Below are 18,942 nucleotides of genomic sequence, written 5' to 3'. Positions count from 1 at the left end.
ACGTCGTGTCCTGGTCCGCCCCAACGCGAGGACCTTCGTCCGCAGCGCGCCCAGCGGTATGCGGTCGGCGGTGGCCATCCTGGTCAGGCGTACCACTGCGCCGAGGTAGAGCAGGACATCCAGGCTACTCACGGGGTGCCTCGGGCTCCTGCCCGCTGCGGATGAACCNCAGGTACCCGGCCGCAGCGGCGGCTACCTCTTCCCACGGGGGCGGCGGCTGGTCGGGGTCGGNCAGGTCCACCCTGGCCAGGTTCAGGCAGTAGGCCCGTATCTGCTCCTCGGGCGTGAGCGCGGTGAGGTCTTTCCAGGACAGATCGGGCGGGCCGGGGTGCGCGGCGGTCACCAGGTCGCCCTGGTCGGGGGCCAAGGGAGTTGTCACCGTTCCAGCATTCCCTCACCGGTCCCCTTGGGGTAGGTGACCAGGGGTAGGTCCCCGTTACTCAGGGACGGTGCTGCGGTGCCCAGCCCGTCCCGTGGACGGCAGGGCCGTGGTCACGGCTGGAGCTCGTGCGGGATGAGGCGCCCCAGAGGGCCGCAGGAGCTGCAGTGGCCGGTCTGGTGGACGGTGAGGATGNCGCCCGCCTCCACGGCGACCTCCAGGTGCCGGCGATCGGACGGCAACTGCGGGGTGTCCAGGTTGTCCACCCGTACCTCGGCGATGCCCCCACGGAAGGCGGCGTAGGGGGTTCCCCCATGGACTCCGTAGACGGCGACGGTGCTGGNGTCGGTGACGACCACCTTCGCGGGATGGATGGTGNGCCCGTCAGGCAGGACCGCGCGGGCCGGGTACAGCACACGGTTCATGCGCTCAGACTGCCACTGCGTGAGGCTGCGGAGGGGCTGGCCGGTGTCGGCACCGGCCGGAACCCCGTGCCGACACCCGCGGTCACCACCTGCTCGGGGGCGCAGCCGCGCCGAGTGAGGACAGGTAGCGCACCGCAAACAACACTCGTGTAAAGTTACCTACGTCAACAAAGAATGGCCCTCGATTGAATGCCACGGAAAGGGTGATGCCATGCCGGGCGCCGCATGGTGCGGGCTGCTACGGACGGCCAACGAACAAGCGGTCGCGTTGGGGCGCTATCCCGATGCGCAGACAGCACAGGAGAAGGCCAGGGTGATCGCCCAGCAGCAAGCGGGCCGCCTGGTGGCGGCGCTGCCCCGCTTCACCGTGCTCCANGCAGATGCGCAGCTGACGAGCCCGCACAGGCTAGGCGATCAGCCTCCCCTGCCCGCGCGGCTCCCCCCAGCGTTGCAGGACTCCCAGGCCAAGCTGGCCGCGGTGGTCATCGGCGCCGGGGGCCAGCNGCTGGCGGTCACCGGATTCGCTGGCCCGGAAGCCTTGGCCCAGTGGACCGCCGGCACTCTCCGCAGCCGTGGCGGCCGGCTGCTGGGCAGCGCGCCCATCTACAAGGAGTACGACGGGACGCAGGCGATGCGGCAGGCGTTCTGGGCCGAGGTCGACCGACGCCTGTCCGCCTGGGCGTTGCTGGTGAACACGCAGGATGATCTGCTGATCGACAGTGGTGCGGCAGCCGCGCTGACTGGGCTGTCCGCGAAGACGATCCGGGAGAACGCCGGTTCCCCGCGCTCGAAGCTGCCCCCCGCGCGCAGCCGCACGGGCCGGACGCCGCTGTGGTCGGCGCTGGAGATATTGATCTATGCGGAGCGGGCCGGAGCAGCGCGCGATCGGATGCTGCCAGCCGAACAGCCGCCGGCCATGGCGCAACTGTCCAAGATCGGAATCAAGGGTATCGGTGGCGGCGGNGACCAGCGGTACGTCAGCGCCGCGGAGTTCGNGCAACGGCTGACGGCCGACCCGGAGGACTTCCAGGTGGCTCTGACGGCCGCGCGGAACGGGTGGACCCGCCGGCCGGGCAGCCTGGTGGTGCCGCCTGCCGATCTCCATCTGGGCCNCACGCCCCTGTGGACTCAGGCCACCGTCGACGCGGCAGTCGAAGCCTGGCTCGGCCGCGCCTAGCAGCACGGAGAAGGAGAGGTGCGCGCCGGGGCCATCGGACGGGCTTATACCGGGATTCCGGCTGTCAACAAAGAACGTACGAAAGGAGCCGGCGCGCAGAGGCAGCCTACAGCAGGACAGCGACCGGGAGAACCAACCCCCCGCGAGCTGTCCCTGCTCCGGTCAGCCTGCCGCTACGGCAGGAACCGCGGACAGTCTGCGGCCGGGGTCCGGGGCGTCAGTGAACCAGGGGCCGCGATGGATGGNCGGACCGCCTGGCCGTGCGGCGTAGACGGTGCGGTGGGTCTGGAACAGCCGCCGGTCGCAATGGGCACAGACCGCGGTATACAGGGTGATCAGGCCCGCNGGTTGCGGTTCGCCGTCCAGCGTGTATTCGGTCGGGGCGACGGCAATACGCGACGCGGCGCGCAGGGCTCCCGACGTTGTCTCATGGTCGCAGTGCTTACTCATCTCCCCTCCCCCGCGTGCGTAGCGTGATTGTGCACCGGGGTGGACCGCGTGAAGCACCGGGGTGTCGCTCCTACGTGCGGGCATGGGGGAAGACCTCCTCCGACAAGATCGGTAACTACTTTACGTCCGATGTTCCCGGAATGCCCGCGGCACGACGATAGTCACGTTTGCGCCGTGCGNCCTCCACCCGTGGCAGAGGCAGTGCGACGGGTCCACAGCATGCTCATGGCCGTGAACCTGCGCTGTTCGGCCGTGCGGTGGTGTGCGGTCTGGGCTGCACAGCACCGAGACCTCCGCCGGCATCCGCATGGCCGTGCAGGTGACGTTTCGCCTGGAGCATCCTGCGGGTGAGCGATGACGGGGTGTAAGCGCGCTCTGCCCTTACGGGGTTCGGCGTCGCGGATCGCGCGGTGGGCTGTGTGGTCGCGGCCGGCGGGTACGTGCAGGTCGTCGGTCAGGTCGTGGAGGCCGGCGCCGTGGGCCGGACTGGACTCCGCCGATCGGCGCTCACGACCGTGCACTCGTTCAGGTCGCTGTCCGCAAGGGGGTCCCCGGCTCGATGGCGCCGCCGGAGACCCGCCGGGGCCCTCACGAGCGTGCAGGCCCTGCCGAAGGGGCACCAGGCCGTCCCCGTTGTTGGCGGCGATTCACGCAGATCAGGCGGCATACATCGTCTACCAGCACACGCTCACGGCTGCGCTTCCGGGCCGATCAGCGTCGATGTGGCCGTAGCCCAGATGACGGCACTGGTGTTCGCGGGCCAGCCTGCAGTAGACCGACTCCTGCAGGTCGAAAGTCTCCAGCGTCGCGTGGCAGAAGCCGGCCACCAGCAAGCGCGGTGGGGCTGCACCCGACCACACGATCCAGTGGCCCACCTCACCGGTGGCCTCCATTCCCAGACTCCAGTGCTCACCCGGGTGTTCGGCCGGTAGNCAACACCGGTACGGGTTGGTCACCTTGTGCAGGCCGTCCACGACCGCGCCCAGCTCGATCAGCAGCCGTCCCGGAAGCCACATGTGNGCCTCGCACGCCTCGACATCGTCCCGAAAATTCACGCGCGTCACATCACGATGATCGGCCTGCTTCCCCGGCCGGTGCCGGCCGGGGAAGGACGTCGGCCGTCCGGAGGCTCCGGCATGGCACTCAGCCTCGCCGGCCGCCAGCTGCTCGGGGCTAGCTCCTGTCAGGGGGGTGAATCAGGGGCAGTCGAACGGCTGTCCAGGCAGCCATCACGCTCGTGCGGGGCCCCTCACGGCCGGCATCCCGCGTGCTGCACAGTCACACGACCGTCAGCGGATCGTGAGCGGTGACCGCACACCAGTGCGGTGTGCGATCACGGTCGCAGGTACCGCACACGCTCGACCGGCCCTGCCGGATCACCCTGTCGCGACCGTGGCAGCGTCGGCGGCCTTCCGGCGATGCTTGTATGCCCATCCCTCACGCATGCCGGCACCGGGTACCCAGGAAAGAATTTCGGCCGCGGGGATGTTCAGCGGGGAGCGGCGATGGCGTTCCCATTCCTGCCGGAATCGGTCGGCGGCGATCTCCCGGGCCTTCGCGGCCCGTGCGACGTCGTCGGCCGGCCACGTCGGCACCTCGGGGTCCTGTGCCGGCACATCATCCGGCTGACCTTTGCCATCCTCAGCCGGCGGCGGTTCAGAGTGGACCCGCGCGGCGTCCGGTTGCACGCCGACGTGCAGCTGCTGCCTGGGTTCGTCGGGCTGCGATGTCGGGCTGCCGTTCTCCGGGGCGACCGCGGCGTGTCCAGGCGAGGCTGCGTCGAGGAGAGGATGCGCTGGGGCCGGCCGGACCGCGACCGAGCCAGCCGCGCGGCTGCGCCAAGGCTGCCATCTACGAGCTGGCGACCCGAACACCTCGACCTCGGTCGGGCTTGTCTCGCCTGCGGCTGCCTCCGCCGCGGCGGCAGGGTCAGTCAGAAGCGGGGCCGAGCGACGAGCGATCCGATCCGCGAGGACCGCCGCGCGCACGGCCACCAGGTCCAGCCCGGCGGGGAACATCCAGGCGAAGTGGTGGTCGAGCCCGATGATCAGGCCGATCTGCCACAGGGTCTCGAACGACAACGCGAACGACAACGCGAATACCGCGCCGGTCAGCGCCCAGTCGCCGTACCGCTGGCCCGAGGAACCGGGCTGGCCGAACGGGGACAGCTGCATGTGAAGCGAGCCCAGAACCGCGACCGGCGGGGNCGCCGACAGCAGCACTGATGCCCACGCGGACAGCTGCGCCCGGTGATAGATCAGGGCGTGCTCGCCGTTCGCGAACACGCTCATACCCAGACTGAAGATCAGCATGGTGAGCGGTAGTCGAAGTGGTCGGCTCCGCTGCCACCACCCCTTCATGCCGCGCCGGTCCCCCTGGACCGGGCCTTCGGTGAGGTGGGGTTGTCTGCGGCCCGCTTCCTGGCAGCCGAAGGGACGGTCAGAATGCGTACGGGCACGTGCGTCTCCATGGGGCGTCGCGTGTCTGACCCCCGGTGCATCCCCGACGTCACCAGCGTCGGGTCCGGGGGCCTCCAACAGCCCCGAGGCTACCCCTACCCCCTACCGCCGCATCACCGGTGCTCCGTCGCGGACTGGGCTTGGTCGTCCGAGCGGGGCGGGGTGGTGGATCGGACCCACCCCGCCCGGGCCATGGCGTCGGCATCGGCTTCGCGGAGTGAACCCCCCGACTCCAGAATGATCACCTGTCCGTCTGGGACCTGCTCATGGAGAAGGCTAGCCAAACGGCTCAGCACGTCCGCGCTGGTGTCCCCCCAGGACGTCAAAGAAAGAATCAGAGCGACCGTGGAGGAGGACACATTGAGAGCCTCGATACTGAACCCGGAGGTGACGTGCATCTTCTGCCACAGCGCGTAGGCAGCGCGGGCATCCCCCAATGCAGTGTGGCGGCTTTCTGGATTGTCCGGGACGTCGAAGTAGCGGAACAGGACGTCGGTGTTGTAGGGCATGCCCAGCTGCCGAAGGGCAGCGGCGGCGCGCGGGTAGAGGCCGGTGGCCGCCTGGCCGATCAGGACCCCGGCGGCTAGGTCCTCCACGTCGTAGGGCTGGTAATGCCAGGGAGCACTCTCCCAGGTGTAGCTGCTGCCCAGCTGGGCGCGGAGCCACAGTTCCAGCCGCAACGCGTCGAAGCTGGGGACGACCCCGAACAGGTGGGTGTCGCGCAGGGCGGTGGCGATCACCTCGGCCGCTTCGGCCTCTGCCAGCGGGACGACCATCCTTCCGGCCTCCGGGTGCATCAGGGCGGCGTCGACCCCGTCGGGCAGCGCGAAGCGTTCACCGAAGCGGCAGATCTCCAAGGAGCTGGGATCGGCCATGNTCATGTCCGGCCTGATCTGCACCAGCATTTCTCTGACCAACCCCCCGACGTCCATGACGAAGCCCGCCTCCCATATGACGCGGGCGCCGGAACGCAGGCTGATGCACTCGGTATCACCGAACGTGAGGGGGTCGCCGCTGGCAGGCCAGGACATGGAGATCGCCCTTTCTTAACGATGGGTTCGGCCGCCGGGCCGTTCCCTCCACAGCGGGACAGCGTCCTCCCGGCGGGACGCTGTCCCGCTCGGGACAGCCGGGGCCGTCCGTACAGATCCGGACCGGACGGTCCACCGGTCCCGGCGACCGAATGACCCCAACCCTACCTACCTCACCCCGCACGCAGCCATATCTACCGCTACCGTTACCCCATAGAGTTGATCGCAGGAAGGGGTGACGTGATCATGATGCGTAGGTGGTGGGTGGCGGTGAGCGTGGTGACGGCCGCGGCTGTGACGGTGGTGGGCTGCTCGGCCGGGTCCGACGCGGGGCTGATGGCCCAGNCAGGTCCGACCGCCATCCCCCATGGGGTGATCCGCTGCCATGCATGGGCAGGCGGTCAGCTGCCGGATCCGGGGTGCTCGCCGGGCAGCCGGAATGCCGCGGTCAGTGCCGCCACCGTGCGCCGGACCGTGTGCGCGCCGGGATGGGTGGACGCGCGTCGGCTGCCCGCAGCGATGGTAAACGATCAGCTTAAGTCGCTGATGACGGCCTACGGGTACGGGGGGATGCCGCTGGACCGATTCGCCGTCGCGTACGTGGTTCCCCTGGAAGTGGGCGGATCCCCTGGCACGGCGGGAGATCTGAGCAATCTGTGGCCGGTGCCGGCCGGCAGCAAAATGCCGACCACGGTGGCTCTGGTACGGGGGCGGGTGTGTGCCGGGACGATGCAGCTCACCGCCGCGCAGAACCAGTTCCGCCGGGACTGGCGGGCGCTGGGCCGCACGGTGGGGGCCCTGTGATGCGGGAGTACCGGATCATCCTGGTCGCCGCTGCCGTCTTGATCGTGATCACGCTGGTGGCGGTGTGGGGCTATCGGCATCTCCCACCGCCGCCGTCCCACCGGCCCCTGGTGGTGCCCCGCAGCACCGACAGGCCTCCGTCTACCCCCTCCCGGCCCGCCGCCACTCGCGCAGGTAGCCCTTCGCGGAGGTGAGGTAGCTACCCTGGACCTCACCGGCTGGGAGGACACGGACCCCGAGCCTGCCGGACGTCCCGCGCCTCGCGCGGGGAGGGGTCCGCATGCCACCGGTCCTGGCCACCACCGCCCCCAGCCAGCCGCCGGCCGAGCCGGCGCAGCAGCTCACCGAGACCAGCGCAGCCACGGGAGCAGAGCCGGGCGGGCCGCCCGCGCCTGCTGAGACCCCCGCGGCGGACCGGGCCGATGCCAGCCTCGCGCAGGAGACCGACGACGGTGAGGACAGCCCGGAGCCGGAGACCACCGGGCCACTGATCGGTTTTGCGATCCCCGTCGGGATCGTGGAGGGAGTCGATACCTCCGACGGCCGATACATCACCCCCAACGCGCTGACCTGGCGCGACGCCCCGTTGACGCTCATGGCCACCGACCGGGCCCCGCATGGCAACCTGCCCACCACGGACGCCGTGCACGTCGGGCGGATCACCAGCTTGGCCCGCCGGGACGTGGCCGGCGAACCAGACGGCCGCGGTGACGTGTACCCCGACGGAGCGCAGGNCCTCTATGCCGCCGGGGAGTTCGACACTCGGGAAGAAGCGCAGAGCTTCGCCCGGCGGATCTATGNCGGGCAGCTCAACGGGGTCTCCGGGGACCTCGGTGCCTGCGTGGCGCAGTGGGAGGTCCTGGAGGAGGACGAGGACGGCTACCCCATCGCCGAGCGGCTGGTCGTCACGGCCGGTGAAGTCATGGGCTTCACGGTGGTACCGCATCCCGCGTTCGCCGGTGCCTACATCGTCGGCCTGGACGACGACGGGCAGCCGCTGCCCTCCCCGGCCCAGGCCCTGGCCGACCAGACCGACGACAGCGAAGCGATGGCGGCCTCGGCCTGGCCGGCGTGGACCATCCACCCGCCGGAGCCGGCCCNCATCGTCGCCTCGGCCTACCCGGCACGACCCCCCGCTGCCTGGTTCGCCGATCCCCACCTGACCGAACTCACCCCGGTGACGATCGAGGACTCCGNCCAGATCTGGGGACACCTGGCCGACTGGATGACCGACCACATCGGTGCCGGCGGCGCGCGACTACGCGCTCCCAGGATGGGCCCGGGCTACACCTACCCCTACTACCGGACGGGGGCAGTGTCCTGCGAGGACGGGCAGCTGATCCCGACCGGTCCGATCACCATGAACACCGGACACGCCTCCACCCGGCCGGACATCAGCGCCGCGCAGGCCATCGCGCACTACGACAACACGGCTACGGGCNTGGCGGACGTGGTGGCCGGTGAGGACGCGTGGGGTATCTGGGTCGCCGGGGCGATGCGGCCCGGGGTGAGTGAGGAGCAGGTCCGGGCACTGCGCGGGTCTGCCCTGTCCGGGGACTGGCGGCGCATCGGCGGCCGTCTGCACCTGGTGGCCGCGCTCGCGGTCAACACCCCGGCCTTTCCGGTTCCACGGCTGGCCGTGGCCGCCTCCGGGGAGCCGCTGGCGCTGGTGGCGGCCGGCGGCCCGACCCTGGCCGCGCTGGGCCGCCGGCGCCGCGCGGGCCTGGACCCCGCCGCGCAGGCACATCTCGCGGAAAGCCGGCGGATCGCGGAGCAGGCCGCCCTCGGCAGCCAGGTGGCGTTGGAACTGGCCGCGCGGAGCCTGCGCGACGCCGTGCACCAGCGCACCGCTGCCTGAGTTACCCCTACCCCACATGCCACCCCTGGTGGTAGCGTCGGCAGGGTACGAGCTGGAGGGCCGGCATAGCCGCCTCGACACACCCCAGGGCGCATGGCGACCGGGACCGCTCAGGTCATCCGTCGCCNCCCCGAAGGGGTAGTAGTCGTGCACCTNCAGGCTCTTCTCGATCTGATTGCCGCGCTGGACAGCGCCGACGATCCAGCCGCCTCCCTGGCCACCGTCCACCAGGAGATCGTCGGGCTGTCCGCCNCTGACCTCGCTCGCGTGGAGACGGCGCTGGTCGCCGCCTTCGACGCGATCTACGGGGAGGACGACGCACCGCGCACCCCGGAACAGGTCAGCGTGCTCGCGGGGATCGGCGAGGCCACCAGTGCGGTACGGACCCGGATCGCTGCCCTGGGGGCAGCCGAAGAGCAGGCCGCCCGGCTCCGGGACGCGGTCCACCCCACCCCGCCACCCCCGCAACCCGTCCCTCCTCCCCCGGCCGGCGCGGCAACCGGCGTAGAGGACACCGGCCCGGACGCCGGCGGGGACGCTGGCCCCCCCGAACCCGCTGACCCGGCCACGACCTCCGGGGCCGGCTCGACGTCGCCGGCCGTGCGGGCCCCGGTGGGAGCCATGTCCGCGCATCGGCCGCCGGCCGCGGATCCCGCCCGCCGCCCGCAGACAGCGGTGGCTGGCCGAGCGCGCATGGGTGCCTACATGTCCGCGACCGGATCCCCGCACGTGCGGGTCGGCGACGCGATCGACAGCTGGGACACGATGGGCCGGCTGATCTCCGACAAGCTGGGCCGTTTCGGCACCCGGGCGTTCCCCCGTGAGCATGTCGCTCGGTGGAAGGTCGACGCCTACCCGGAAGAGCGGACGCTCACCGGGGATCCGGTCCGCGACCAGGAGAAGATCGACGAGGTCTGTTCGTCGTCGGCGATCGTCGCGTCGGGCGGGATCTGCACCCCGGTGGAGGTCGACTACGCCATACCGACCTGGGGGGACGACAGCCGGCCGTTGGAGAACGCNCTGCCGTCGTTCAACGCCACCCGCGGCGGTCTGCGCTGGGTGTCCAGCCCGAAGATCACCGACACGGTGGCCACCGCCTCCACCAGCCTGTGGACGGAGGCCACGGATGNCAACCCGGGGGGTGCCACCAAACCCCACGGGGTGATCACCTGTGGGACGGAGCAGGAAGTCCTGGTCGACGCCATCCCGACGATCGTGCAGGTCGGCAACATGATGGCCCGGTACAGCCCGGAACAGGTGGNCGCTGCCACGAAGGTCGTGATGACCTACGCAGCCCGATTCACCGAGCTCTACCTCCTGGGAAAGATCACCACGGCGTCCACGACCGTGCTGGCCAACCGGCTGCTCGGTGTGCATCGCGACGTGTTGGCCACCCTCGACCTGTACCTGGCACGGGCCCGCTACCGTGCCCGTCTGCCCCTGGGCCAGCGGTGGCGCGTGCTGATGCCGGAGTTCGCGCGGGATCTGATCCGCGTGGACGTGTTGCGCGAGCAGGCCCACGACGACGCCGGCACCAACATCCGCGCGATCTCCGACGCGCAGATCGAGTCCTGGTTCACCGCCCGCAACTGCAACATCACCTGGCTGAAGGAATCGGAACCGGCCGACGGCGCCGCGGTGTGGTCCGGTGGCCCGACCCCGGTCTCCCAGCAGCTCGACGGCGCGCAGACCGTGGCCTACCTCAACGGCTGGCCCACCGAGCTGCACTGGTGGATTTTCCCGGAGGGGACGTTTCTGCGCCTGGACGGCGGATCGCTGAACCTCGGTGTTGTCCGCGACCACACCCTGAATGGCACGAACGACTATCAGACGTTCACAGAGCAGTTTGAGAACGTGGCATTCCGAGGCCTGGAATCACACCGGGTGATCTCCACGGTCTTGCCGACTGGTGGTAGTTCACTTCCGATCGCCACCAGCGCGGCCCCGTCCGTTCTGGTCGGGGCCGCATCGGCTGCGCACGGAGCGGGCGGCTCCTTCTAAGACGTGGATGGTCTGCCGGGAGTGTCCTGGTCCGTCCTCCCGGCAGACCATCCCGACCCCTGATCGCCTTTTTCTCATGTCCTGGGAGGTGCAGGCCGGTGGCCATCACGGTCAGCTCCGCTATTCCCTCGATGGNGATTCCGGTTGCTCCACCAGCTCTCTCTCCACCCGCGCTGTCGTTGCTGCGCGCGGCGGTCACCGCCGACCCGGAAGACGACAAGGTCGCGGCCTCCTGGCCCCGGGGCTTTGCGTTCCTGCCCTACGGGGCAACGCAGCCGGAGAGCATCGACGTCTGCGACCGCACGACTGCCAACAGCCTGTATCCCGGTGGCGGCGGGGCAGAGGTGGTGCTGCNGGCGCGCGTGGACTACGTCCCGTTCGTCGTGTCCCACCAGGAGCCCCGGTCGACGTTCGGCCTGGACGCGGCCCAGTGGCAGGATCGGGCGCTTCGCAGCCTGGTCGCCGGTACCTCCTCCGCGGTGGAGTACGAGCTGTNGACGGGCACGATTGCCCAGGCCAAAGGCTATCCGCAGCGGTGGCTGGCCATGCCCGTCATCGNCGACGGCGGTCCCGTGGTGGACCTGACCCCGGCAAGCGGCCCGGTGGCCCCGCTGCGCGCGCTGGGCCTGCTGGAGCAGGCCTTGGCCAACGCCGGCGCGGCGGCCCCCTCCGGGGCGCAGGACGCGGTGAACGTCTCCACCGGCCAGCCCATCGGCCCCGGCCGCCGCGGCATGATCCACTGCCTTCCCGAAATGCTACCGCTGTGGCAGGCAAACGGATTGATCCGCCGTGAGGGCAAATACCTGCTCACCTTGATGGACAGCATTGTCGTCCCCGGATCGGGATACCCGGGAACCGGTCCCGGCGGCAGCACACCGAACGTCGGGGCCNCCTGGCTGTATGCAACGTCGATGATCCACGTACGACTGGAAGATCCCTACATCGTCGATGGGGAGTGGCTGGCCGACCTGGACAGGTCGGTGAACACGGTGGCGGTGACCGCTCAGCGTGCCGCGGCGGCCTACTGGGACTACAGCGTGCATTTCGCGGTGCAGACGGACTTGGAGGTCTGACAGATGCCTATCGTCGTCGGTGCCGCGACATCACCGGCCGTCTCCCCCACCGGCAACGACGGTGCGGCCTCCATACTGTCGGTCGCGATGCGGGTGTGCCGGCTGGATTCGATGGGGCACATCGCGCAGGGTCCGAACAACATGGTCGTCACCNACCAGTACGCGAAGATTGACTTCGCGCAGGATATGGAGAACGGCCAGGACACCAGCGCCCGCAACGCGGCCGGGAACCTGGCGGTCACCTGGCGCACCCCGGACCTGCCCAAGCGGCTGACGGTGTCCGTCGACCTGACCGCGCCGGACCCGGAGTTGGAGGAGCTGCTGACCGGCGGCACCGTGCTTACCAGCAACGATCCGCCNCTGACCGCCCCGGTGGCCACCGCTACCCCCTCCTCGACCGGCGGGTCGATGCCCTCCGGCACCTACAGCCACATGATCACGGTGATGAACTATCGGGGGGAGACCACCCCGGCCAGCCCGCTCAGCACCACGGTCATCGGGCCGAACGGCAGCGTCAGCATCAGCATCCCGCTCACCCCGGGGGCGACCATGGCCGGGATCTACCGGCAGGTCGGTGCCTCCTACGCGCAGATCGCCGTGGTCCCGCTGGAGACGGCCGGGGCCACCACGTTCGTGGACACCGGCACCACCCCGATGGGCTGCGTGCCGGGCCCCCCGGCCACCAACTCCACCGGCGGCTACGGCACGGAAGGGTATGCCTACCCCGACCTGCAGACAGACCCCAACCCGTGCGGGGTGAGCATCGAAGCCTGGTCCCGCGCGGTGATCGACGGAGGTCCGGCGAACCCGCCCTACATCCACTGGGTGTGGCCGCGGGTGATGTTGTGGAACAAGGGCAGCCGCACNCTGGACACCTCCCCGCTCGCCTCGAGCTTCAGCGGCTTCGGGTTCACGAACCTGTACTGGGGTCGAGGGCCGGACGGCGGCTGGCAGCAGGACAGCTCTCGGGTGAGTTTCCGCCGCCGCGAGGCCCGCTACCCCCTACCCACGGTCGGCTACCAGCCCACCCCTGCCCTGCCCTACTGACCGCTGCCTGTCCTGCTCACCCCTGCGCGAAGGGCATCCGGATGACCTACACCTATGCCGGCCGGTATGAGGAGGCCGCGTTCACCAGCGACGGGGGCCTGCTCAAGGGCGGGGCGATCGCGGTCTATCTGCCGAGCACCACGACCCTGGCCACCCTCTACGCCGACCGGACCAAGAGCACGACGGCGGCGAATCCGGTCACCAGCGATGCGGTCTCCGGGGTGCTGGGGTTCTGGGCCGACCCTGGGCTGTACGACCTTGCCGGCCCGGGCCTTACCGTGTCCGGTGTCGCGGTGGTCCCCGACGCCGCAGAGTTCCAGGACGCCAACCAGCGGGACACAGCTTCCGGCTACCCGGGCCTGGATCCCAGCAAGCGCCTGGTGTCCGGCGCCCCTGCGGTCACCGCCGCAGCCGGTGCGGCGGCAGGCACCTCCCCGCCTGCACCGGTCGTCGGCCCCAGCAATGATCAGTCGGGGACTNTGACGTTCGGGTCGGGGAGCGGCTCGCCGGCGGCCGGCGCGCAGGTGATTGTCAGCTTCTCGACGGCGTGGGCCAGCGCACCCCGCGCGGTCATCATCAGCCCGAACAACGACGCCACCCAACAGTTGGGGCTGTTCGCGGGNCGGCCGAGCACCACCGGGTTCACGGTGTCCGCGCACACGGCGCCGGCCGCCAGCCAGGCCGCCGGCACCTTCTCCTTCTCCTACCTGGTCCTCTGACCACGGCATCCGATGGCGACGTACGCGGGCCGGTACGCGGAGGCCCTGCTGCTGGAAGACGGGACGCTGGCGAAGGGCGTCCTGGTCACAGTCCATGTGGCAGGCACCAGCACGCTGGCCACCCTGTATGCCGATCACACCCGCACCATCCTGATCTCCAACCCGGTGATGACCGACCCGGCAAGCGGCATGCTCGACTTCTACGCCGNCCCCGGTCTGTACGNCCTCACCGCCGCGACCGAAGTCGTCTACGCGGTGCCGGTGGTGCCCGACGCGCGGGAGTATGCCGACCTCGACGCGTCCGGACGCGTGCCCTATGCCCGGCTGCCGGTGGGTACCGGGCCGGGCACGGTCGCCGCGGCCGACGATCCGCGGATCATCGGCGCCGCCGGCTACACCGTGTCCGGGGGGACCTGGGCCTGGCGGGCGGAGACCATGCACCGGCTGTGGGCCGGCTCCTACCTGACCTTGTCCCCGGGCAGCGTGCTGGTCGGCATGTTCACCGCGGACGTCACCCTGTCGACGGGCCTGCTCACCACCTTCCTGGTGGGCGGGGCATCGGCCGGGGTGACGACCGCGCGGATGGGGCTCTACCTGGTGGACAGCGCCGGGTCGAACCTAGTGTGCATCGGCCGGACCGCGGCCGACCCCACTCTGTGGGGGGGCACCGAGGAGATCTGCTCCCGGCGGATCGTCGACAACGGTGCGTCCAGCCCCACCTCGATCAGCACGGTCAGCCTCATCCGCGGCAGCCGGTACGGCTTCGCCGTCTTCGTGGACACGCTGGCCGAGGCCGGGCCGACGCTGGCCGGNACCTGGCTGGGGGCGAATTTCCTGTCCGGGATGCCGCCCGTGCTGGCCTACAGCGGGCCAGCCGGGGACATGGACCTGCGCCCCTCCTATGCCATCGGCGCGTTGACGTTCACCGGCGCCGTCGTCTATGGGGCGGCCACCCCATGAGCATGATCCACGCNGGCCGGTATGCGGAGGTCGCGTTGCGCACCGATGGCACCCTGGNCAAGGGCGCGGCCGTGACCGTGTTCCACGCGGGTTCCGCAGTACCCNCGGAGCTGTACGTGGATCGGCAGCGATCCGCGGCCGCCGACAACCCCGTCACGGTCGACCCCATCACCGGTCTGCTGGCCTTCTGGGCCGAGCCCGGGGTGTANGACCTAGTCGGCGACCGGGTCGTGGTCTTCGCCGCACCGGTGGTGCTGGACCCGGCCGACGTACCCGCCCTCGACCAGACCGGCACGGTGCCCGCAGGCCAGCTACCCGTCGGGGTGCTGGCCGACACGATCGCCGCAGGCAACGACCCACGGCTGGTCGATGCCGAGCAGTCCAGCCGCAAAGGCGCGCCGGGCGGCTACGCGCCACTGGACGCCGCCGGGCACGTGCCCCTCGGCTACCTGCCGCTCGGCACCAGCTCGGGCACCGTGCCTGCCGGGGACGACCCGCGGATCGTCGATGCGGAGCAGACTGCCCGCCGCGGCCACGCCGGCGGCTACGCCCCGCTGGACGCGGCCGCGCTGCTGCCGGCCGCCAACCTGCCGACCATGCCGATCCTGCCCCGCCAGTTGGTGTTCTACGGGCACAGCGTGTTCCACCGGATCGCAGGGGCGGTGGAGTCCGCCGGGTTCCGGGCCGACCGGCTGGTCCAAGCCCTGTGCGGACTCCCGGACAGCCGAGTGACCAACCGGGCCGTCGACGACGCGCTGCTGCTGGCCGAAGGGGCCGGCGCAGGCGGCTATCCGCAGGTCCTGCAAGGCGAACCGAAGACGGTCCGGGGAGCGCCGTACATCGGCCGGGACGGCACCGCCATCCTGTGCTGGGGAATCTACGACCTCGGCGCGCTCGGGCCGTCGACCCACATCCGCGACGCCTTCATCCACGCACTGCGGGCGNCGATCTCCCGGCATCGGGCGGCGACCGTACGGGAGCACACCGACAGCACCGTCACCCTGACCGGCGGCACTGCGGTCACCACCACCAGCTACAACAGCGGCGGCGGCTACTGGAGCTGGACCTCCACCGGCGGCACCGTCACGATCACCCTGCCGGCTGACTTCCCCGGCGNCACGGTGACCATCGGCCTGATCGGCGCGGCCGGCACCACCGGCGGCACGATCAGCTGGTCCGGGACCGCCTCCACCGGCACCAGCGGCACCACCAACACCTCGGCGATCATGCCGGCGGGGGGCGCCCACGGCCACGTGGCCGTGCGCATCCCCGGACTGGTCGCCGCCGACGCCGGCAAGACCATCGTCGGAACGGTCACCGCCCTCGACGCAGGCGGGGACGTCGGCCTGGACTACTGGCAGGCCGACGCCCCGGTGCCCCCGCTCACCGTGGTGTGCGGGATCCCCCGGCTGCGAGACGCCAGCGCCTACGCAGCGTTCCCCACCAGCGTCACCGACACCGATGTCCTCGCGTGGAACACGGCCATCCAAGGCCTGTGCGCCGAGTTCGTCAACAGTGTGGTCTACGCCGATGTGGATGCTCTCGTCGGAAAAGCACCCGGCCTGTACGCGGCGGACGGCATCAACCTGAACGAGCTCGGGGCACGTNCCTGCGCCACCGCGATCATCAACGCCGCCGCCGGGGCCGGCCGGATNCTGTCCCCGTTCCAGCTCACCACCGACTGGAGCTGAGATGACCGCGATGTACGCCGGCCGGTATGCGGAGGTCGCGTTGCGCACCGACGGGCAGATCGCCCGCGGGGTGCCGGTCACGATCTACCCGACCGGCAGCGGGATGCCGGCCATGCTCTACACCGATCGGGACCGCAGCGCGCTGGCGGACAACCCTGTGATCGTCAACCCGATCACAGGGCAGCTGGACTTCTGGACGGAACCCGGTCTCTACGATCTCGTCGGCCCTGGGGTGGAGCTGCGCGCGGTGCCGGTGGGCGGGGATGNCGCCGACTATGCCCCTGCCGACCCGAACGGACGGGTGCCGTTCGAGGCGCTGCCGATCGGCAGCACGGCAGGCACGATCCCTGCCGGGGATGACCCGCGGCTCGTCGGGGCCGAGCAGACCAGTCGTCGCGGACAGCCGGGCGGCTACGCGGCGCTGGACGCGGCCGGCCTGCTGCTGACCTCCCAGATTCCCGGCTCGGGAGCCCCGGTGACAACGGTGGCTGGACGCACCGGGGCGGTGGTGCTGACCGAGGCGGACATCGCCGGACTGGTCGAGGATCTCGGGGCACGTCAGGTGATCTCCGCGTTGGGCCAGCCAGGCGGCTATGCGGCGTTGGATGCCGCCGGGACGGTGCCCGTGGGACAACTGCCGGTCGGCAGCGGCCCGGATACGGTCGCCGCCGGCAATGATCCTCGGCTCACCGGGGTGGAGCTGGCGGCGCACAAGGGCCAGCCAGGCGGCTATGCGGCGCTTGGGCCCGATGGGCGGGTACNGGTCAGCCAGCTTCCCGTCACCGCGGTGACCTCCGTGGCAGGGCGGACTGGGGACATTGCCCTGGTCGAGGCCGACGTGGCCGGGCTGCCGGCGGATCTGGCCGCCAGGCAGAACGTCGCCGCGAAAGGAGCCCCGAACGGGTACGCGGCGCTCGGGGCCGACGGGCTGGTGCCCTCCAGCCAGCTCCCAGCCATCCCCGTCTCATCCGTGGCAGGGCGGACCGGGGCGGTGACGCTGGTCGAGGCCGACGTGGCCGGGCTGCCGGCGGATCTGGCCGCCAGGCAGAACGTCGCCGCGAAAGGAGCCCCGAACGGGTACGCGGCGCTCGGGGCCGACGGGCTGGTGCCCTCCAGCCAGCTCCCAGCCATCCCCGTCTCATCCGTGGCAGGGCGGACCGGGGCGGTGACGCTGGTCGAGGCCGACGTGGCCGGGCTGCCGGCGGATCTGGCCGGCAAGCAGAACGTCGCCGCGAAGGGGACCCCGGGCGGGTACGCCGGGCTGGACAGCAATGCTCGGGTACCTGTTTCCCAGCTCCCCATCGGCACCGGTGCCGGCACGGTCGCCGCCGGCACCGTGGACGCCCCGGCCTCGACCGGTTCGCTGCGCACTCTGGGGATCGGAGCGGCGCAGGCCGCGGTCGGCTCCCAAGCCGTCACCAGCCCCCAGCTCGCCGCGTGGCGCGGCGGGCTGGGGAACCGGCTGTACGGCCCGGTGTCCGCGGTATGCATCGGCTCCTCCACCACCGCCGGGTACAACGCCACCGACCGCACCCGCCGCTACACCGACCAGGTAGGGGTGGACCTGCACGCCCGGTACAACCCCCCGGGGGTGACCGGCGGGGTGCATATCCTGGCCACCGACGCCGGGTGGACCATCTCCGGCAGCCACGGCACGGACGGCAACGGGCTGGGCTTGGCCTCGGTCACGTTGACCGCCTCCGCCAGCATGAGCCGTACCGAGGTCGGCACCGGCTTCGACGTCCACTTCGTGCAGGGCCCCAACAGCGGCGCGTTCACCGTCGCCGTAGACGGCGGTAGTGGCGTCACCATCACCCCAGACACCGCCGGGACCGCCGACCGGCACGACGGCATCTACATCTCCCCCGTGGTGAGCGTCGGTCCGCACAGCATCACGATCACCGCCAGCGCGGCCACCGTGATCAACGGAATCTACGTCCGCGGCGGGGATGAGACCAGCGGAATCCGTATCTACACCTCCGGCGCTGCCGGCACCACCGCGGCCTCCTGGGCCGGGGCGTCGCCCAGCCTGTTCCAGCGGTTGGCAGCTCTGTCCCCCCGCCTCGTCACGATCATGCTGGGTGCCAATGACTTCGCCGGCGGGGTCAGCCCGACGGCGTTCCAGGCCAACCTGCAGACCCTGGTCAACGCTGTGGCCGGCGCGGTCACCCCGACTCCGTCGATTCTGGTGATCGGCAGCTACCTCCGGCTGGATGTGTCCAGCCCTGCCTNCCCCTGGTCGGCCTACACCGCCGCGATGGCCGCCGTAGCCGCCGGCAACCCGGGGCTGGTCGACTACCTGGACATCTCCGGTATCTATCCCACCAGCCAGGCCGCCGACCAGGCTTCCCTGCTGATCGATCCCGCGGATTACGTCCACCAGACGGACCGCGGACATCGCGCGATGGCCGACCAGATCATCACGGCGCTGGCCGCGCCCCCTCCCCCGGTCCTGTCCCTCCCCCCGTTCGACCCCCGGCAGATCGCAGGGCTGATGAGCTGGGTGGATGCCGGCACGCTGACCCTGGCGGACAACACGGCGGTGGGATCGTGGGCGCCAAGCGCGGGGGTGGAAACCGCGGCGCTCACCCAGGCCACGGCCGGGCAGCGGCCGGTCCTGCGGACGAACAGAGTCGCCGGCCGGCCGGCGCTGGTGTTCGCCAGCGCGTCCAACCACAACCTCGACTCCGGCGTGTGGGCCGCCCGGCGACCAGTACCCCTCACCGTGATCNCCATCGCGAAGATCTATACGGGGAACGTGGGGAACCTCTACACCGGGCGCAACGGTGTCTACTGNTACGCGGGGATCTCCACAGGAACCACCCTGTCCGCCGGCGCCGGCGCGGCCGGTGAGATCAACCAGGGCAT

The 18,942-nt window shown here is 70.9% G+C and carries 2 protein-coding genes; one reads left to right on the top strand and one right to left on the bottom strand.

Going from position 1 to position 18,942, the window contains the following annotated elements; genetic code table 11:
• Positions 1 to 3,807: 3,807 nt before the first annotated feature.
• A complete protein-coding gene (locus UK94_RS01515; protein WP_235486072.1) occupies positions 3,808 to 4,524 on the bottom strand; it encodes a DUF2637 domain-containing protein in 717 nt (238 codons plus the stop codon).
• A gap of 8,000 nt (positions 4,525 to 12,524) precedes the next feature.
• On the opposite strand from UK94_RS01515, the gene UK94_RS36620 reads away from it, so the two are divergent.
• The coding region (locus tag UK94_RS36620) for a hypothetical protein (RefSeq protein ID WP_235486070.1) at positions 12,525 to 12,704 on the top strand (180 nt) is incomplete at its 5' end.
• Positions 12,705 to 18,942 lie beyond the last annotated feature (6,238 nt).

This window comes from Frankia sp. AvcI1 (genome assembly GCF_001420875.1).
GTDB classification, from domain to species: Bacteria; Actinomycetota; Actinomycetes; order Frankiales; family Frankiaceae; genus Frankia; species Frankia alni.
Note: the sequence above shows the minus strand (reverse complement) of the source record. Positions and strands in the feature narration are given on the sequence as shown.